At 64.3% G+C, this 18599-nt stretch carries 20 protein-coding genes; 8 read left to right on the top strand and 12 right to left on the bottom strand.

Annotation, left to right across the window (positions count from 1 at the left end):
- Positions 1–61 precede the first annotated feature (61 nt).
- Positions 62–508: a hypothetical protein gene (locus tag WBR68_RS16005; RefSeq protein WP_050448152.1), complete on the top strand. Its 447-nt coding sequence runs from the start codon at positions 62–64 to the stop codon at positions 506–508.
- Positions 509–556: 48 nt separating this feature from the next.
- Positions 557–1048 carry an outer membrane lipoprotein gene (locus WBR68_RS16000; protein ID WP_050448153.1) on the top strand — a complete coding sequence of 164 codons (492 nt, stop codon included), beginning with the start codon at positions 557–559 and terminating at the stop codon, positions 1046–1048.
- Positions 1049–1133: 85 nt separating this feature from the next.
- Here WBR68_RS16000 and WBR68_RS15995 read toward each other — a convergent pair whose 3' ends face one another.
- Entirely contained in the window at positions 1134–2000 is an 867-nt protein-coding gene (locus tag WBR68_RS15995) for a LysR family transcriptional regulator (RefSeq protein WP_050448154.1), read from the bottom strand.
- 146 nt (positions 2001–2146) lie between these two features.
- Between WBR68_RS15995 and argH the strand changes: the two genes are divergently transcribed.
- Together argH and WBR68_RS15985 are read left to right on the top strand one after the other, a co-directional pair.
- Positions 2147–3658 carry an argininosuccinate lyase gene (gene argH, locus WBR68_RS15990; protein ID WP_230694709.1) on the top strand — a complete coding sequence of 504 codons (1512 nt, stop codon included), beginning with the start codon at positions 2147–2149 and terminating at the stop codon, positions 3656–3658.
- A 53-nt stretch (positions 3659–3711) separates the two neighbouring features.
- Positions 3712–4677 carry a Bug family tripartite tricarboxylate transporter substrate binding protein gene (locus tag WBR68_RS15985; protein ID WP_230694708.1) on the top strand — a complete coding sequence of 322 codons (966 nt, stop codon included), beginning with the start codon at positions 3712–3714 and terminating at the stop codon, positions 4675–4677.
- A 112-nt stretch (positions 4678–4789) separates the two neighbouring features.
- On the opposite strand, the gene WBR68_RS15980 is transcribed toward WBR68_RS15985, so the two are convergent.
- A complete protein-coding gene (locus WBR68_RS15980) occupies positions 4790–5080 on the bottom strand; it encodes a hypothetical protein (protein ID WP_050448157.1) in 291 nt (96 codons plus the stop codon).
- Between the two features lie 75 nt (positions 5081–5155).
- A complete protein-coding gene (gene glmS / locus WBR68_RS15975; RefSeq protein ID WP_050448168.1) occupies positions 5156–6988 on the bottom strand; it encodes a glutamine--fructose-6-phosphate transaminase (isomerizing) in 1833 nt (610 codons plus the stop codon).
- A 150-nt stretch (positions 6989–7138) separates the two neighbouring features.
- On the opposite strand from glmS, the gene WBR68_RS15970 reads away from it, so the two are divergent.
- The 3 genes from WBR68_RS15970 (at position 7139) to WBR68_RS15960 (ending at position 8756) form a co-directional block, all read left to right on the top strand.
- Positions 7139–7627: an Lrp/AsnC family transcriptional regulator gene (locus WBR68_RS15970; protein WP_050448169.1), complete on the top strand. Its 489-nt coding sequence runs from the start codon at positions 7139–7141 to the stop codon at positions 7625–7627.
- A gap of 89 nt (positions 7628–7716) precedes the next feature.
- Complete coding sequence (locus tag WBR68_RS15965) at positions 7717–8031, top strand: hypothetical protein (protein ID WP_050448170.1); 315 nt, start codon at positions 7717–7719, stop codon at positions 8029–8031.
- Entirely contained in the window at positions 8028–8756 is a 729-nt protein-coding gene (locus tag WBR68_RS15960; RefSeq protein ID WP_230694707.1) for a nucleotidyl transferase AbiEii/AbiGii toxin family protein, read from the top strand. The genes WBR68_RS15965 and WBR68_RS15960 overlap by 4 nt, the downstream gene beginning before the upstream one ends.
- A gap of 30 nt (positions 8757–8786) precedes the next feature.
- Here WBR68_RS15960 and WBR68_RS15955 read toward each other — a convergent pair whose 3' ends face one another.
- From WBR68_RS15955 to WBR68_RS15930, 6 genes are all read right to left on the bottom strand, one after another.
- Positions 8787–9845, bottom strand: a complete 1059-nt coding sequence (locus WBR68_RS15955) for a glycosyltransferase family 4 protein (protein WP_230694706.1) — start codon at positions 9843–9845, stop codon at positions 8787–8789.
- Positions 9842–11164: a UDP-glucose dehydrogenase family protein gene (locus WBR68_RS15950; protein ID WP_050448173.1), complete on the bottom strand. Its 1323-nt coding sequence runs from the start codon at positions 11162–11164 to the stop codon at positions 9842–9844. The genes WBR68_RS15955 and WBR68_RS15950 overlap by 4 nt, the downstream gene beginning before the upstream one ends.
- Positions 11165–11266: 102 nt before the next feature.
- Positions 11267–12637, bottom strand: coding sequence for an MFS transporter (locus tag WBR68_RS15945; protein ID WP_050448174.1), 1371 nt, complete (start codon positions 12635–12637; stop codon positions 11267–11269).
- A complete protein-coding gene (glmU, locus tag WBR68_RS15940; RefSeq protein ID WP_230694705.1) occupies positions 12637–14010 on the bottom strand; it encodes a bifunctional UDP-N-acetylglucosamine diphosphorylase/glucosamine-1-phosphate N-acetyltransferase GlmU in 1374 nt (457 codons plus the stop codon). Before glmU ends, WBR68_RS15945 begins: the two co-directional genes overlap by 1 nt.
- Positions 14011–14076: 66 nt before the next feature.
- Positions 14077–14904: a PhaM family polyhydroxyalkanoate granule multifunctional regulatory protein gene (locus tag WBR68_RS15935; RefSeq protein ID WP_230694704.1), complete on the bottom strand. Its 828-nt coding sequence runs from the start codon at positions 14902–14904 to the stop codon at positions 14077–14079.
- Between the two features lie 41 nt (positions 14905–14945).
- Positions 14946–15599, bottom strand: coding sequence for a glycine zipper 2TM domain-containing protein (locus WBR68_RS15930; RefSeq protein WP_230694703.1), 654 nt, complete (start codon positions 15597–15599; stop codon positions 14946–14948).
- A 144-nt stretch (positions 15600–15743) separates the two neighbouring features.
- Here WBR68_RS15930 and WBR68_RS15925 point away from each other — a divergent pair, with 144 nt between their 5' ends.
- Positions 15744–15971, top strand: coding sequence for a DUF3717 domain-containing protein (locus tag WBR68_RS15925; protein ID WP_050448178.1), 228 nt, complete (start codon positions 15744–15746; stop codon positions 15969–15971).
- A gap of 21 nt (positions 15972–15992) precedes the next feature.
- Here the strand turns inward: WBR68_RS15925 and WBR68_RS15920 are convergent, their stop codons facing one another.
- Genes WBR68_RS15920 through WBR68_RS15910 form a run of 3 tightly spaced genes read right to left on the bottom strand, consistent with a single transcriptional unit; the run spans position 15993 to position 18566 of the window.
- On the bottom strand, positions 15993–16607 hold the full coding sequence (locus WBR68_RS15920; protein ID WP_230694702.1) for an SCO family protein: 615 nt from the start codon (positions 16605–16607) through the stop codon (positions 15993–15995).
- Between the two features lie 17 nt (positions 16608–16624).
- Positions 16625–17518 carry a heme o synthase gene (gene cyoE, locus WBR68_RS15915; protein ID WP_230694701.1) on the bottom strand — a complete coding sequence of 298 codons (894 nt, stop codon included), beginning with the start codon at positions 17516–17518 and terminating at the stop codon, positions 16625–16627.
- Positions 17519–17531: 13 nt separating this feature from the next.
- Positions 17532–18566: a COX15/CtaA family protein gene (locus WBR68_RS15910; protein WP_127183157.1), complete on the bottom strand. Its 1035-nt coding sequence runs from the start codon at positions 18564–18566 to the stop codon at positions 17532–17534.
- Positions 18567–18599 lie beyond the last annotated feature (33 nt).

The raw sequence follows: 18599 nt of genomic DNA, 5'->3' as shown, positions 1-18599 counted from the left end.
GACTGGCGTTCCGGCGGCCTTGTTAGCCGGGATGGCCTTTTGTTCTTGAGGAGGACTGTTCATGAAACGATTTGCGCTTGCCTGCGCGTTCGGCATGCTTGCCGGATGCGTCAACCAGCCCACTGACCGTGGCGACCAAGCCCGCTACGGCACACCGCCCAGCGAGGAAGACCTATATCAATACCTGTCCGTGCTGCGCGACAGCCTGCCACCCACGCGGTATATCAGCTACCGGGATGCGGGCTATGCGGCGTCGCTCAAGCAAACCTCGGTGGCGGACGCGGATGGCCAGCAGATTGCGGGCTGGGAATACGATTTTGAAGCATCGGGCTACGACGCCGTGGACGGCAAACCCATGCGCTGGACGCCTTACCGCGCGCTGTTCTTCAACGGACGCCCAATCGGCGTGATCGACGCGCAAGGACGGCTGCACCGTGCGCCCACCCTCCCAGACAGCGCGGCGCCACCGGCACCTGCGTCGACGCAGGCCCCAGGCAAGACGCCCTGAGCCTCTTCCGCACACTCGTCTCAATTCCGTATCTTTCGAGGACTGATCATGAACCTATGCATTAATCTGACGCGCGGTCGACGCCTGCGATTCGCGCTGCTAGTCGGCGCGGCGGCGATGGCCCTGGGAGGCTGCGCCCAGCAAAGCGCATCGTCGCGCGTCTACACCTTCGACCAGGCCCAACGCGCTCAGACTGTTGTGTTGGGCACGGTGGTCGCCGTACGAGGCATCACCATCCAGTCGTCCGGCAGTTCCGGCGCGGGATTGATTGCGGGCGGCGCGCTTGGCGCGGTGGCCGGTAACGCAATCGGCGGCGGATCCGGCAGACGCTTGACCACGGTCGGAGGCTTGATCGGAGGCGCGGCAGCCGGCAACGCCATCGAGAATGCCTCAGCGCGCCGCGCGGGGCTGGAAATAACGGTGCAGTTGGACAACGGCGAAGTACGCGTCATCGCCCAGGAGGCCGATGTGCCCATCTCAGTGGGGCAGCGGGTGCAAATCGTGACCCAAGGAGGCACCAGCCGTGTCGGGGTGATTTGACCGCTTGATGCAGACATCTCGCTACCTTCTGGCCCCTGGTGACAGGCAAAGCGACTTGAACCCACGAAGCAGGCCCCGGGCAACCTTACTCGCCGCGAAGACAGTCTAGGAATGCGGCGGTCAAGTTCGACGTGGCCTGCTGTTGCGCCGCCAGGATGTGGCGGGAGAATACAACCGTCGGCGCAAAGGGCAGGCTGACCACGCCCGGGATCTTCAAATGTCGCATCACCAGGGGATTGATCACGCTCACGCCCAACCCCATCGCCACCATGCGGCAGATAGTCGCTGCGTAGGGCGTGTCCAGGATGAGCTTGCGGCGATCCGGCTCAAAAGCGGCATCGATTGCCGCCCGGGTGCCGTCGCCCTGCGTCAATGACACAAAGGGCTCTCCATCCAGGTCGCGGGCATTGACCTTGCGCCTGCGCGACAGGCGGTGCCCGCTCGGCACGATGCACACTCCCTCCTCCTGTGCCCAGAGGCTCGCGGTAACGCCTGGCGTGTCGGCAAGATAGGACACCAGGCCCACGTCGCAGTAGCGCGTCGCGGTCCACTTCGCGACCATCGGTGAGTCGCCTGTGTGTATCGACACCGGCACGTCCGGGTAGCGTTGGCGGAACGTCCGCATGACCTTGGGCATGACACACATGGCAATCGACGGCACCGCGCCGATGCGCAACGTGCCGGGCCCGACCTGGCGGATCAGGCGGGCCGCGTCGGACAGCGCATCCATACCGAGAAACGCGCGTTGCACTTCCTGGTAGAACGCCTCGGCTTCAGGGGTGGGAACGAGGCCGCCCGCACGACGTTCGAAAAGACGAAATCCCGTTGCGCTTTCCAGTTGGCCGATGACGCGGCTGACGTTCGATTGAGACGTGTGGAGCTGACTGGCCGCCAGCGTCATGGATCGCGTCAGCATCACAACGCGAAAGGTCTCGATGTGCTTGAACTTCATCCGTGGGTTCTCCTGCCTGGGCGACACAGCATATCAAAATTGCATGCGCAGGCGGAATACTGTCATTTGACGTAATGATGTTCGATTTCCATACTTCATTCCAATCTCAGCGAGCAGTCAGCGCGCGCAAAAGGAGCAGAAAAAGCATGGAATCGAAGGTCAGTCGCCGCTTGCAGCAAGCCACCGCCCAGGAAGTCTGCGACCACATCTACCTGCCGCGCTTGAACCGCGAGTTCAACAGCGGCTTCGTCTATCTTTCCGACATCAACCAGGCGCACTTGCTCATGCTGGCGCACGCTGGCCTGATGCCTCGGGAATCGGCGATTGGCCTGGCGCAGGCGCTGCAGCAAATGGAACGGGATGGCCCCGCGGCGGTGCCGCTGGACCCACAGCGTGAAGACGCCTATTTCAACTACGAAGCGCAGTTGATGCGCCTTGCGGGCGCGGAGGCAGGGGGCCGTCTGCATGTGGCGCGCAGCCGCAATGACATCCTTGCCACCCACGACCGGTTGCGGGCGCGCGATGCTGGTCTAGACGTGCTCGACGCGCTGAACAACGTTCGGGAAGTGGCGATATCCCGCGCGCAGCAGTACGCCGATGTGGTCATGCCGGGCTACACGCACCTGCAATCGGCGCAGCCGATCACTTACGGCCATTACCTGATCGCGGCCGCGGACGCCATTGCCCGCGATGCCGCCCGCATCGAGCAGGCGCTGACTCACATTGATGCCTGTCCGCTAGGCGCTGGCGCGCTTGCGGGCACGACCTTCCCCATCCGGCGCGACGACACCGCGCGACTCCTGGGCTTTGGCCATTGCGTGGCCAATTCGCTCGACGCCGTGGCGTCGCGGGATTTCGCCTGGGAACTGATGTCGGCCATGACCATCGCGTCCTTGACCTGGGGAAGGATTGCCCAGGACTTCTATGTATGGGCCACCCCCGAGTTCGGGCTCATCCACTTTCCCGATCGCGTCGCGGGGACGTCAAGCATCATGCCGCAGAAGAAGAACCCCGTGGTGGTCGAGTATTTGAAAGGCAAGACCAGCCACCTGATCGCGCTGTTCACCGGCTCGATGACGGCGGTGAAAGGCACCCACTTCACGCATAGCGGCGACGGCAACAGGGAGAGCATGCGCAGCTTCTGGGAAAGCGCCGACGAGTGTATCCGCTGCCTGACGCTGTTCCGCCTGGTATTGGATGCCGCGGAACCTGTCGAACAAACCATGCTGCGCAAGGCCAGAACCGATTTCTCGACCGCGACCGACCTGGCCGACGCCCTGGTGCGCGAGTCGGGTCTGTCGTTTCGCGAGGCCCATCATGTGGTGGGCGCGGTGGTGCGCCAGGCCCTTGATGCCGACCTGGCGGCTGACGAAATCACGGCGGAAATGGTCAACGCCGCCGCCTCGCAACAGACCGGACGCGACATCCGCCTGGGCGCGGCATCGGTGCAGCGATGCCTGGATCCGCTGGCCAGCGTGCAGGCCCGTTCGGCCCAAGGCGGCCCCGCACCGATCCTGTCGGCCCAACGTATTGCCGAACTGCGTGACGCCCTGGAGGCGGCCAGGACGCTGGCGGCGGCGCGCCGCGCTTCCGTCGCCGCCGCGCGCGCCACGCTCAAACAAGAGATAGCGGCACTGGCTTCGGCGCCGCTGCACTAAGGCGTATCCCTACGCCTCCATTCCTAATACACAACGACACAAGGGGTTCCCTCATGAAGCTTGCCAACACGCTTGCCGCCGCCTCGGCGCTGGCATTTTCATCCATCGCGGCCGCGGATAACTACCCGACGAAGCCGATTCGCCTGATCATCCCATTCGCCGTGGGAGGCAGCACCGACAACCTGGGCCGGGTGTTGGCCGCGCGCCTTTCGGAGAAACTTGGCCAGCAAGTCGTGGCGGACAATCGACCCGGCGCCGGCGGCAACATCGGCACGGACCTCGTTGCCAAGGCGCCCGCCGATGGGTACACGCTGCTGTTCGCCACCGAAGGCACCTTGGGCATCAACCCTTCCCTCTACAAGCGGCTGCCATTCGACCCGGACAAGGACTTCACCCCCATCGCGCTGTTCGCCAGCGTACCCAACATCCTGGTCGTCAATCCCAAGGTCCAGACCAAGAGCGTGGAGGAACTGGTGGCCTATGCCAAGGGCAAGCCCGCAAGCCTGAACATGGGCTCGGCCGGCAACGGCACAACCAACCATCTTTCGGGTGAACTGTTCCAGGCAATGACCGGCACGTCGTTCACGCACGTCCCCTACAAGGGCAGCGGCCCGGCGATGGTTGATCTGCTGGCCAACCAGATCCAGTTGATGTTCGACAACCTGCCGGGTTCCTTGCCGCAGGTGAAGGCCGGCGGCCTGCGCGCCCTGGCCGTAACCAGCGCCAGGCGCTCGCCTTTGCTGCCCGACGTGCCGACCATGGCCGAGGCCGGCGTGCCAGGTTATGACGTCGAGGTGTGGTTCGGCGTGGCGGCGCCCAAAGGCCTGCCCACGCAGACGCTTGCGATCCTGTCCAAGACGATCACCGAAATCTCGCAGGAGCCGGCCACGACAGCGAAGATCCTGAATATCGGCGCAACGCCCTTGACGTCCACGCCATCCGAGTTCGGCCAGCAGATCCGTAGCGCGCGCGAAAAATGGGCGCCGATCGTGGCGCAGTCCGGCGCGACCATCGATTGAGTCCGCAGCGGCGTGGGCGCTGGCGGACCGCTAGCCGACCTTGCCGCTGCGCGGAGCGCGGGATCAATCATCGACGATCGGGACGGAAACCGATCGCCCCTGACGAGGCCGTTCAGGCGGTCAGGAAGCGCGTGACTTCGGCCCAATCGTTAGTCGACAGGGCGACGTCCTCGAAGTCGCCAGCTTCCTCGTCGTAGCGCGAAACACAGAAGCGCTGGCTCCTGCCCGATTCGCGGTCGGCATAGTTGGCGTAGTCGACATACACCTTCAAACCGCGCTCCTTGTTCTCGAATGAAGGAGCCGCATCGATATAGCTCGACGTGTCGAAATACCCTTCGGGAAGGGGCGGCAGGGTGGTTATGTCGAAGTCGGGAAATTCGCGACGTAGTCGTTCAAGATTCATAAGAGAAGCAGGTAGAGGCTGGAAGCCTGACATTTTACGTTGCTTAGCGTCAGTCAGGCGTTAGCCCCCTTTCCCTCACTCCACCGTCACGCTCTTCGCCAGATTCCGCGGCTTGTCCACATCCGTACCCCGGGCGCAGGCCGTGTGATACGACAGCAGTTGCAGCGGGATCGTGTGCAGAATCGGCGACAGCTTGCCGTAGTTTTCCGGCATGCGGATCACGTGCATGCCTTCGGCGCTTTGGATCTTGCTGTCGGCATCGGCGAACACATAAAGCTCGCCGCCGCGCGCGCGCACTTCCTGCATGTTGGACTTCAGCTTTTCCAGCAGCTCGTCCTTGGGCGCGATGGTCACGACGGGCATGTGTTCCGTCACCAGCGCCAGCGGGCCGTGCTTGAGTTCGCCGGCCGGGTAGGCTTCGGCGTGGATGTAGCTGATTTCCTTCAGCTTCAGCGCGCCTTCCAGCGCGATCGGGTAGTGCATGCCACGGCCCAGGAACAGGGCGTTTTCCTTGGACGCGAAGCGGTCGGCCCAGGCCATGATCTGTGGCTCCAGCGCCAGCACCGAACCAATGGCCACGGGCAGGTGGCGCAGCGCCTTCAGGTGCTCGGCTTCCTGCTCGTCGTTGAGGTGGCCGCGCACTTGCGCCAACGCCAGCGTCAGCAGGAACAGCGCGGTCAACTGCGTGGTGAAAGCCTTGGTCGACGCCACGCCGATTTCAACGCCGGCGCGCGTGATGTACGACAGCTTGCACTCGCGCACCATGGCGCTGGTGGACACGTTGCAGATGGTCAGCGTCTTGTCCATGCCCAGCGAACGCGCGTGCTTCAGCGCCGCCAGCGTGTCGGCGGTTTCGCCGGACTGCGAGATCGTGACGACCAGCGAACGCGGGTTGGGCACGCTGTCGCGGTAGCGGTATTCGCTGGCGATTTCAACGGCCACCGGAATCTTCGCAAGCGATTCAATCCAGTACTTGGCGGTCAGGCCGGCGTAGTAGCTCGTGCCGCAGGCCAGGATCAACAGCGAATCGATGTCCTTGAAGATCTTGTAGGCCTCGTCGCCGAACAGCTCGGGCGAAATCGATTCGATGTCTTGCAGCGTGTCACCAACGGCGCGCGGCTGCTCGAAGATTTCCTTTTGCATGTAGTGGCGATACGGGCCGAGTTCGGCGGCACCCGTGTGCACGTGCACGGTGTGCACTTCACGGTCCACGTTCTTGCCGTTGGCGTCCACGATCCACACGCGCGAGAGCTGCAGGTCGACGACGTCGCCGTCTTCCAGGTAGATGATCTGATCGGTCGTGCCGGCCAGCGCCAGCGCGTCGGACGCCAGGAAGTTCTCGTTCTGACCCACGCCCACCACCAGCGGCGAACCTTGGCGCGCGCCCACCACGCGATGCGGCTCGTCGCGGCAGAACACGGCAATGGCGTACGCGCCATGCAGGCGGCGCACGGCGTTCTGCACCGCTTCGAACAGGTCGCCCGCGTACAGGTGGTTCACCAGGTGCGCGATGACTTCGGTGTCGGTCTGGCTTTCAAAGACGTAACCCACGGCCTGCAGCTCAGCGCGCAGTTCGTCGTGGTTTTCGATGATGCCGTTGTGCACCAGCGCGATGCGCGGTTCGTCGTTGCCCAGGTGCGAAAAATGCGGGTGGGCGTTGTGCGTGGCGGGCACGCCGTGGGTGGCCCAACGCGTGTGGGCGATGCCCGTGAAACCCTGGACCTTGTCCTGGGCCACCTGGTCCGCCAACTCGGCCACGCGCTGCGTGCTGCGCGTACGGCGCAGATTGCCGTCGGCGTACACGGCGACGCCGCAAGAGTCGTAGCCGCGATATTCCAGCCGCTTCAGACCTTCAACCAGGATAGGGGTGATGTCGCGCTGGGCGACGGCGCCAACAATGCCGCACATAGGAAGACTCCGCTTAAGTTCGTGTACCGACGCATTGTGCGCGAGGCGGAAAGAAATATGATTTCTTAATGTTGACGAATTTGAAAGTTAATTCACTTACAGATTTGTGATTAAATAATCTTTCTTCAAATCGTCATTTTTGAATTAATCATGCACAACACGTCGATTTCCCCGCCTGAACTGGACGATTTGGATCTGCGCATCCTCGAGCAGCTGCAAGCCGACAACTCGCTGACCAACCAGGATCTGGCGGCACGCGTGCATGCGTCGCCCCCCACCTGCCTGCGCCGCGTTCGGCGCCTGGTGGACGAAGGGGTCATCGAAAGGCAGGTCGCGATACTTGCCGCTGAAAAACTGGGCAGCACCTTGACGGCGATCGTCGAGATCACGCTGGACGTGCAAGCGGCCGAGAGCCTGGATGCGTTCGAACAAAGCATGCTGACCGAACCGGCGGTGCTGCAGTGCTACCGCGTGTCGCCAGGACCGGATTTCGTGGTGATCGCCCAGGTAAAAGACATGCCCGCCTACCACGCGCTGGTGCACCGCGCGTTCACCGCCCAGGCCAACGTGCGCAACGTGCGCACGTTCTTTTCAGTACACCGCGCCAAGTTCGAAACCAGGATTGATGTGCGGGGGTGAATTGAGAATGGCACAAAGGGCGCCTGGCCAGTGGATAATACGAAACGACTCGGCGACAGGCGCCAAAACGCCCCGCACAGGAGCATTCCGTGTATACGCATTCCACCAAGTACCTTGAGATGATCGCGACTCACCTCAACGCCCCATACGGGCGCGTGGTGGAACCCCGCGACGTTGCTGCCGCATTGCGCGGCGGCGATCTCTCCTCGGCCTCGGGCGACGAACTTGTACAAGAACTCCTGGCCAACATGTTCATTGAACTCGAACCCGAATTTATTGGCAGGGCCAGCTTTGAAGCTGGCGTCCGGCTAGAAGAGGCGCACGCACTCTATCAACGGGCTCGCGAGCAATTCGGACTACCCCGGGTAGAACAATGGGAGCAAGCGCTCGAGGGGGTCCTGTGACCAAGACCACGCTTGCCGATATCCAAAAGCATCGCGAGGCCGGCCCGTGGAGAACACTTGAAGCGCGTGCGCAAAGGCTCGTTGACGACGCCCGCCATCATGGGGGCGAATCGTTTAAGCCCGTATTGGGCGGCGGCACACGCCTGATGCTGGCGCTAGACCATCGAATCAGCGACGACGTCGATCTTTTCGTTGATTCGCCCGCTTGGCTTCCCTACATTTCGCCACGCCTGAACGATATGTTTGAAAGCGAGCTTGCCGGATACAACGAAGACAACGCGCACGTGAAATTGCGTTTTGCCGAAGGCGAAATCGACTTTGTCGTCGCCGCCCCCCTGCTTCCCGCCTCGACAAACACGTGGAATCCGCCTGCCGACGAAACGAGCTTTCCGATGGAGTCTCCCGCGGAAGTCCTAGCCAAGAAACTATTCTTCCGTGGATGGGCGCTTACCGCACGCGACTTGTTCGATTGGGTGATCCTTCAAACAGAAGGGCCAGCGGGCGCCGTCCCTGAAAAAGCGCTGGCGACGTTGCTAAACGCCAAGCTGGAAGGGATAGATACCGCGCTGTCGCACATGGCGCAGCGGCAATCGCAGCGTCTGGCTTGGGAGCGGATTCGTACGCATCATTTGCCGGATTTTGACTGGGCTACGCAATGGGCCAAGGCGCGTTTGACGCAATGGTCTCAGCTGGAACACCCACCCAGACTCCCTCCGTCGGCTTAACCCACAGGCGCTAAAAGACCGCGCCCTTGCCTAAGCCCGCCCCAACAACCGCTCGAACTGCGCCAGATACCGGTTCCCCATCTTCTGCACGTCGTGTTCGTTCTTCACGTATTCATACGCGCGTTCGGTGACGTCTTTACGGAATGCCGCGTCGTCCAGGCAGCGGGCCATGCCGGCTGCCATGGCTTGATGGTCGCCCACGGCCACCAGCACGCCTCGGCCATCGGCCAAGCTTTCCTTCAGGCCGCCTGCGTCGGTGGAGACCACGGGCACATGCTGCAAGAAAGCGTCCAGCACGCTGCTGCCCAGCGCTTCTTCTTCTGAACTCATCACAAATACGTCAAGGATGCTGTAGAAGTCTTCGACGCCTTTGCGAAAGCCCGCGAAGCGGTAGACGTCTTCGATACCCAGGCGGCGCGCTTCGTCCTTGGCTTGCTGCTCGCGGTCACCGGCCGCGCCGAAGTGCAGGAAGATGAAATCGCGCCGCGTCTTGGCCAGTTCGCCCACGGCGCGTACCAGCGTCACGGGATCTTTGTCGCGAATCAACGCGGCAGACGTGGCCATGACCTTCTTGCCGGCCAGGTCGAATTCCTGCACCAGCTTGGCGACGTTTTCAACGTCGATGGTGTGGGGCTCCACCGCGCTGCGGATGATGACGGGTTCAATGCCCAGGCGGCGCGGTTCACCGGCCGCCATCTCGCTGATGGCCACGAACAGGTTGGCATGGCGCCACTTGAAACCGGTCTTCCATTCGTCGCCAGGCTTCACTACAAACGAGGTGCGGCGCGAGAACACCACCGGCCGGCGATGCAGCCATTTGGTCAGCACGGCCCAGGTGATGGTGTTGGCCGTTTGCGCGTGGATGATGTCGTAGCGGCCCGCCCCCGCCAAAAAAGCCAATTGCCCCGGCACGTTGCGGCAGGTGTGGGCAACAAACCCTTCCTGGCGCGCGCGCTCGGCCAGCGGCGCGCCTTCCCGGCACATCACCTCGACGTCGTGGCCCGCTTTGCGGAAGGCGCGCATGCAATACAGCGTCTGCCGTTCGCCGCCGCGCCAGCCCTTCTCGAAGTTCAGTTGCAGGATCTTCATGCGCGTCCGATGCCGGAATACTCGAAGCCCAGGGCGCGTACGTCGGCCGGCGTGTACAGGTTGCGGCCATCGATGATGACGGGGGTTTTCAGCAGGGCCTTCACGCGGTCGAAGTCGGGCGCGCGGAAGACCTTCCATTCGGTGGCGATCAACAGCGCGTCGGCGCCGTCCAGCGCGTCATACATGTCGGTGGCGAAGCTGATGCCGGGCTGGCCGACCAGCACGCGGGCCGCCTCGTGCATGGCCACGGGGTCGTAGGCGCGCACGTCGGCGCCACGGCGCGTCAGTTCGGCAATGACCGTCAGGCTGGGGGCTTCACGCATGTCGTCGGTGTTCGGCTTGAACGACAGGCCCCACAGCGCAATCTTGCGGCCGCGCAAATCGTTGCCGTAGCGCGCGACAAGCTTTTCGGACAAGCGGAATTTCTGAGCGTGGTTGGCAGCCTCGGCCGCTTCGATGACGCGCATGGGCAGCGAATTTTCGGCGGCGGTGTTCACCAGCGCCTGCACGTCCTTGGGAAAGCACGAGCCGCCGTAACCCGCGCCCGGGTACAGGAAGTGGTAGCCGATGCGCGGGTCCGCGCCGATGCCACGGCGCACCTGTTCGATGTCGGCCCCAAGCGCTTCAGCCAGGTTCGCCATTTCATTCATGAACGAGATGCGCGTGGCCAGCATCGCATTGGCGGCGTACTTGGTCAGCTCGGCCGAGCGCACGTCCATCACCATCAGACGGTCGTGGGTGCGCTGGAACGGTTCGTAGATACGGCGCATCACGCCGACGGTGTAGTCGTCGTCGGCGCCGACGACAACGCGGTCCGGGCTCATGAAGTCATTGATGGCCGCGCCTTCCTTCAGGAATTCGGGGTTGGACGCCACGCTGAACGGGATGTCCACGCCGCGCGCGGCCAATTCCTTCTGCACCACGCCGCGCACCTTGTCGGCGGTACCGACCGGCACGGTGGACTTGTCCACGATCAGTTTGCGGGACGTCATGTGGCGCGCGATGTTCTGCGCGGCGGCCAGCACGTACTTCAAATCGGCGGACCCGTCTTCGCCGGGCGGCGTGCCCACGGCAATGAATTGCACGTCGCCAAAGGCCACGCTTTGCGCCACGTCGTCCGTGAAATGCAGGCGGCCCGCCTGCACGTTGCGGCGGACCAGGTCTTCCAGGCCGGGCTCATAGATCGGGATGCCGCCTTGGCGCAACAGGGCAATCTTTGCGGCGTCCACGTCCAGACACATGACGTCGTTGCCCATGTCGGCCAGACACGCTCCCGACACCAACCCCACGTAACCGGTACCCACGACCGTGATTTTCATGCCTGCACGCCTTCAAAATAGGGAATTTTGCGCGCCTGGCAAAAGGAACCAGGCGCCGGCCGCCATTATAGAAGCGGCCGGGGGCCAGGGGCGCTGCGGCCCCTAGACGCGTAATTTGTTGAACCGGACGGTATTCACCACCACCGCCAAGGCCGCGCATATCGTGCCCAGCACCAGCGCCAGTCCCGGCCCGTGCGCCAGGCTGATGCTGAACGCGATGGCCACCAGCGCGGTGCCGAAGCTTTGCCCGAACACGCGGGTGGTGGCTTGCAGGCCGCCCGCCGCCCCGCTACGCGCGCGGGGCGCGGCCGATAGCATGGCGCGGTTATTCGGCGTCTGGAAGAAGCCAAAGCCCACGCCCGCCACGAACATGCCGGCCACGATGGGCCAATTCGACACCGAGGCCGGCAGCAGGGTCAGCCAGAGCATGCCGGCCACCATGGTTGCCGCCCCCACGCCGCTTAGGGTGGCGGCGGAATAGCGGTCGGACAGGCGGCCAGCCAGCGGGGCGATAAGCGCCGTGCCCACGGGCCAGGCGCCCATCAGCAAGCCCACTTCCAGGTACGGCCGGCCCAGCACCTGCTGGAAGTAGAACGGCAGGGCCACATACGACGCCATCTGCGCGGCGAAGGTACAGGCGGACGCGCCCACCGCGAACGCCAGCGGGCGGATGCGCAGCAGGTCCACCGGCACCAAGGGCGCCGGCTGCTTGCTGGCGCGGCGCACCAGCACCCAGCCCGCCACCGACGCAATGGCCACCAGGCCGATACCACGCAGCAGGTCCTGGCCCATCATGTCGACGCCGGAAATGAACACGCCCAGCGTCGCCATGCAGAGCAGCACGCTGACCCAGTCCAGCTTCACATCGTTGCGCGGCACTTCGGGCAGATGGCGCAGGCCGAACATGGCCAGCACGCAGATGGGCAGGTTGACGGCGAAGATCCAGGGCCACGGCGCCACCGACAGAATGGCGGAGCCGATGGTGGGCCCCAGCACCGACATCACGGCCACCGTGGTGGCGTTGATGCTGATGCCCCGGCCCAGCATGTGCAGCGGATAGATATTGCGCACCAGGCCGCCGAACATGCACATCAGCGTGGCGGCGCCCACGCCCTGGAAAACGCGCGCGGCGGTCAACTGCCACAAGGTGCCGGCCAGCGCACAGCCCAGCGACGCCAGCGTGAACAGGATCAGGCCGAAGGTGAACATGCGGCGAAAGCCGATGCGCTCGGCCAGCGCCGACAAGGGCAGCAGCGTCATCACCACCGCCAGGTTGTAGGCGTTGACGATCCACACCGCCTGGGCGGGCGAGGCGTTGAGGTCCACGGAAATCGTGGGCAGCGCCACGTTGGCGATGGTGGTGTCCAGCACCGACAGGCTGATGCCTGTCATGACCGTGGCAGCCGCCCAGTAACGGCGCGGCGCGGGCAGGCCGTCAGGCAGGGCGGCCTTGCCGGCGTCGTTCTCCGCCATCACGACTTCTTCGCGGGACGCTGCCAACCCTCAACGGTGATCTGCTTGGCGCGCGACACCGTCAGCTTGTCGGCCGGCGCGTCGCGGGTCAGGGTGGTGCCCGCGCCCAGGGTTGCGCCCCGGCCCACGCGCACCGGCGCCACCAACTGCGTATCCGAACCGATGAAGGCGTCGTCTTCGATGACGGTGCGGTGCTTGTTCACGCCGTCGTAGTTGCAGGTGATGGTGCCCGCGCCCACGTTCACGCGCTGGCCAATGTCGGCATCGCCGATGTAGGCCAGGTGGTTGGCCTTGCTGTCGGCGCCCAGCACGCTCTTCTTTATTTCGACGAAGTTGCCGACGTGGCTGCGGTCGCCCAATTCAGCGCCCGGACGCAGGCGGGCATACGGGCCCACGCGCGCATCCTGGCCCACTTCTGCTTGCTGCAAATGGCTGAATGCCTCGATCTGCGTGCCCGCGCCCACGGTCACGTCGCGCAGCACGCAGTGCGGGCCCACGCGCACGCCGTCAGCCAGCGTGACCTTGCCTTCGAACACGCAGCCCACGTCAATGAATACGTCGCGCCCGCAAGTGAGCGTGCCGCGCACATCAAAGCGGGCAGGGTCGGCCAGCGTCACGCCGGCTTCAAGTTGGCGACGGGCCTGCTCGCCCTGAAAGCGGCGTTCCAGCTCGGCTTGCTGCACTCGGCTGTTCACGCCCAGCGTCTCCCAACCCGCGCCGGGTTGCGCCGCGCCCACCGGCACCTTGTCGACCACGGCCAGGCCGACCACGTCGGTCAGGTAATACTCGCCTTGCGCGTTCTTGTTGTCGATACGGCTCAGCCAATCTTTCAGCTTGGCCGTTGGCGCAGTCAGAATGCCGGTGTTCACTTCCTTGATGGCGTGTTCGGCTTCCGACGCATCTTTGTGTTCGACGATGCGGCACACGTTGCCCTTGTCATCGCGCACGATGCGGCCATAGCCGGTGGAATCGTCCAGCACTTCGGTCAGCACGGCGGCGCCCTGGCCTCGCGCTTCCAGCAGGCGTTGCAGCGTGTCGGGCTGTACCAGCGGCACGTCGCCGTACAGCACCAGCGTAACGTCGTCCTTGCCATCGCCTTCCAGCAGCACCGGCACGGCTTGCTGCACCGCGTGGCCCGTGCCTTGTTGCGGCTGCTGCAACACGAAGTGCAGATCCGCCTGGCCTTCAAAAGCCTGTTTGACGCGATCCGCGCCGTGGCCCACCACAACGATGATGCGCGCGGGCTTCAACTGGCGCGCGCTGTCCAGCACATGTGCCAGCATGGGTTTGCCGGCCAGCGTGTGCAAGACTTTGGGAAGGTCGGACTGCATGCGTTTGCCCAGTCCGGCGGCGAGGATCACTACATTAAGCATAAGTTCTGATAGGTTGAGAGACGGCGCAAACGGCCTTGCGGCCGATGCGGGTCGATTGAAAGGAGTTCAGGGCTTGCCGTCGGCAGGCCCGTTGTTCTTGGACGCCCGAGGCGCGGACTTGGCTGCCGTCTTCGAAGTGGACTTGGCCGCGGGCTTGCGGGCGGCGGGCTTGGAAGCCTTGGCTTCGGTCTTGGCGGCCGGTTTGGAATCCTTGGATTTGGGCGTGGCGGACGCGCCCGACTCGGCGGGGTTGGTCGGCATGGACGCGGCGGTGGCGGCTGCAATCTGGTTGAACTGCTGCTGCAGCAGGTCCCACCACGCCTTCGACGCCGACTGCGCGGCGGCGCCCATTTGCTCGGTCATGCCAGGGCCGGCCGATTCGGCGGCCGATGCGGCCGATGCGTTAGCGGCATCCGATTCCGACGCCGCGCCAGCGGAAGGACCTTGCGGCTTGGTGTCGCGTGCGCTGTCCGGTGCTGCCGGTTTGGCAGCGGATGTCGGCGCGGGTTTCAGCCCTAGCACCACTTCCAGCGGCGACGCCGCGCCGCTGTCGCGCACGGCGTTCATGTCCATGCTGGCCGCGCTGTCCACAAACGCACGCAGGGTGCTGATGGTGGAACGCTGCACTTCCATGCCCTGGATGGTGGACGACAGCATGGACAGGTTCATGCGCAGCCAGTTTTCCACCGAACGCAACTCGGCGATACGGCGGTCCAGGTCTTCAAGATTCATGGGAGGCGCCATCGGCAGGCTGCTGGCCAGGCCACCCGGGCCGGTCAGGCCGGCCCATGCCTGGCGCATCATTTCCATGCTGGCCAGCAAGGGGTTGCCCGACAGGTCGGAATTCTGTCCCATGCCGGGAAGGACAAACGGGTTCGTGAATTGGTCGCTCATGCCAGGTCTCCCCATGGACTGATTGCCGCCGGCCGCGCGGGTTAGCCCGGCAGCAGCTGGTTGTTTTCCACGCGCACGTGATCGCCCGAAGCAAAGGCGAACGGCTGCGCGCTGCGGAACTGGCGCGCACTGCCGTCGCTCATGCGGACCGTCAGCTCATAGTGCGTCACCGTTTGTTGCTGTCTGATATTACGCTCAACTTCACGGCCTGCCAAAGCACCGCCCACCGCGCCCAGCACGGTCAGCGCCGTCTTGCCGCTGCCTCCGCCAAATTGATTACCCACGACGCCGCCGACCACGCCGCCACCGATGGTGCCGACCAGGTGGTCACTGTTGTCCTTCACGGGCACCTGCACCTGCCGGATGGTTTCCACTACCCCGCAGCTTTGGCATGCCTGCTTGGCGGGTGCCGGAGCGGATGCTCGCGGCGCCGAGGCCGGGCGGGCTTGCTGCGCCTGCGGCGCGGACGGCTGCGCTTGTGCTTGTGCAGGCGCAGGCGCAGGCGCCAGATTGGCGTCTTCAGGGCCAGCTTCCGCCACCGGGGTGTCGGCATGCGGATTGGCCGACGGCGACGGCAACCAGCCCATCACCGCGGCCACGCCCACGGCGCACATGACAATGACGGCGATGGCGGCAGCCGCAACCAAGGGGTGCAAGCCGCTGCGCGAGTGCTGGATTCGGGTGGATGTATTCATGACGATGCTCCATCGTAACTAACCGGCATCGGTATAGCACCCGCACGCGGTTTCGGCATGTTGCGATGGTGACGCTTCTTTGCAGGGGTTGCAGGCGCCGGGCACGTCGGTGGACAGCCATGCCCATTCGTGGACAATACGCGCATGGATTCCATTTCCCTGCCCCAGCTCGAACAGGCCATCAATTACTGGCGCAACGTCTCGCCGTCCGTTGGCGACGAGTCGCGCCTGTGCCCTGAAGCCGCGGCGCTGGCCACGCCCTATGCCCTGATGATCATCACGCACCGGCACGACATTGCCGTGGCCGAGCTGAATGAAAAAGCCCAGGCGGCGTTGGCCGGCTGGGCTGCGGCGGGTTCGCAAACCCGCTGATCCTTCTTACGCACTAGCCCGCTAGTCTTTAAGCAGCGCCTGGATGTCGTGCGTGAGCGCGTCCACACCCAGCGTGTTGTTGGCCAGCACGCGCGATTCGCCCTTGCCATCCAGCAGGTAGAACGCGGCGGTGTGGTCCATCGTGTAGTTGCCGTCCTTGGTGGGCGCCTTGGCGTAATACGCCTTGAATGACGCGGCAGCCTTCTTGATCTGGTCCGGCGTGCCGGTCAGGCCCAGAAAGCGCGGGTCGAATGCCGTCACATACTGCTTCAACACTTCCTGCGTATCGCGCTCGGGGTCCACGGTGATCAACAAGACCTGTACACGGTCGGCGTCCGGACCCAGCTTCTTCATGACTTCGGTCAGTTCAGCCAGGGACGTGGGACACACGTCCGGGCATTGCGTGAAACCAAAGAACACCACGACAACCTTGCCGACAAAGTCGGACAACTGGCGGGTCTTGCCATTGGTGTCGGTCAGCTCCAGGCCACGGCCCAACTGGGTGCCGCTGATGTCGCTGCCCTTGAACTTGGGCGCGCTGTCGCCGCAGGCGGCAAGGGTGGCGCTAAGGACAGTGATGGCGGCAGCGGCGGCAAAGCGCAGACCCTGCCGGCGGCTCGCGGAAAACAAAGACATCAAACAATCTCCAGGGGTCAGCGCAGCAGGCCGACCCAGTGGTCCACCAGCAGGGCGCCGAACAGCAGCGCCAGGTAGAGAATGGAAAAGCGGAACATGCTGCGCGCCAGTTCGTCGCTATAGACGCGGTACAGGCGCCAGGCGTAGGACACGAACATGCCGCCCAGCACCAATGCCGACAACAGATACAGCGCGCCGCTCATGCGGATGGCGTAGGGCAACAGGGTCGTGGCCACCAGCGCCACGCTGTAGAGCAGGATGTGCAAGCGCGTGAATTGGTTGCCATGCGTGACCGGCAGCATGGGCAGGCCGGCCTTGGCGTAGTCATGGTTGCGGTACAGCGCCAGCGCCCAGAAGTGCGGCGGGGTCCAGATGAAGATGATCAGCACCAGCACCCAGGCCTCGGCAGGCACGGAATCCGCCACGGCGGCCCAGCCCAGCGCCGGCGGCATGGCGCCCGACAAGCCGCCAATCACGATGTTCTGCGGCGTGCGCGGCTTGAGGATGACGGTATAGATGACGGCGTAACCCACAAACGTGGCGAAGGTCAGCCACATGGTCAGCGGGTTCACCAGCGTGTACAGCACGAACATGCCCGCGCCGCCCAACAGGCCCGACAGGCTCAGCACCTGGAACGCGGAAATGGTGCCCCGGGCGGTGGCGCGCCGCGCCGTGCGCAGCATGCGCGCATCCACTTCCTGTTCGATCAGGCAGTTGATGGCGAAGGCGGCTGCGGCCAGCAGCCAGATGCCGATGGTGCCAAACAGCACGCGGCGCATATCGGGTACGCCCGGTACAGCGAGAAACATACCGATGACCGCGCAAAACACCGCCAACTGCGTGACGCGCGGCTTGGTGAGTACGAGGTATTGGCGGAGCAATCCGGGTTGAGGAGCGGCAAGACTGGTCATAGTGGACCCTATTTTAAACGCGCACCGAATTGGGGCCATAGCCCCCGGTCGGCACGCTTCCCGCCGTGGATAAACGCACCATCAGCACCACGGCGGCCAAGGTCAGGCCGGCGGCGCCCCCATTGTGCAACACCGCAATCAAGAGCGGCCACTGAAAGAAGATGGTCGTCAGGCCGGTGAACAATTGCGCGACCAGCAAGGCCAGCATCAGCGTGGCGGGGCCGCGCAGGCCCGGTTCGGCCCGCAACCGCCAGGCCAGCGTGCCCAGGTACAGGAACACGACGAACGCGAAATTGCGATGCACCCAGTGGATGGCGGTCAGCGCGGGCTGCGAGATCATTTCGCCCGATGGCAATTCACCCAGGCCACGAATCACCGAATAGCCGCCGTGGAAGTCCATGTCGGGCACCCACTGGCCGTGGCACATGGGAAAGTCCATGCAGGCCAGCGCGGCGTAGTTGGTGCTGACCCAGCCGCCTAGCGTCACCTGCACCAGCAGCAGGCCAAAGCCCACCGCTACCCAGGGCTTCCAACGCGCAGCGGTTGCTGCAATGGCCAGGTGCGGACGTTCGCGGGCCGATAGCCACGTCATCAGCGCCAGTACCGACAGCCCGAACACCAGGTGGGCCGTCACCACGGCGGGCATGAGCTTGTGCGTGACGGTCCACGCGCCGAAGGCGCCTTGCACGCACACGGCGACCAGCGTCGTCACGGCCAGCGCGGGCGAGCGGCCCAGTTCGCGGCGATAGCGCCATGCCATGTAGACGATGCCAATGATGAGCATGCCCAGGATGGTGCCGACGTAGCGATGGATCATTTCGATCCAGGCCTTGGACATCGTGACGGGTCCGAAGGGCATGGCCTGCGACGCCTGATGGATGTCGCCCTGCGCGCCCAAGGGCGTGACGCTGCCGTAGCAGCCGGGCCAATCCGGGCAACCCAGGCCGGAGTCCGTCAGGCGCACGAAGGCGCCAAACATGATCAGGTCCAGCGTCAGGAACCAGGTGAAGAAAACGAGCTTGCGATAACGCGCTTTGATGCGTTCCATATCAACCAACTGTAAGTACCCCCGAGCCGCGCA

This window comes from Achromobacter sp. JD-1, assembly GCF_038594925.1.
In the GTDB taxonomy this organism is placed as follows: domain Bacteria; phylum Pseudomonadota; class Gammaproteobacteria; order Burkholderiales; family Burkholderiaceae_B; genus Achromobacter; species Achromobacter spanius_C.
Note: the sequence above shows the minus strand (reverse complement) of the source record. Positions and strands in the feature narration are given on the sequence as shown.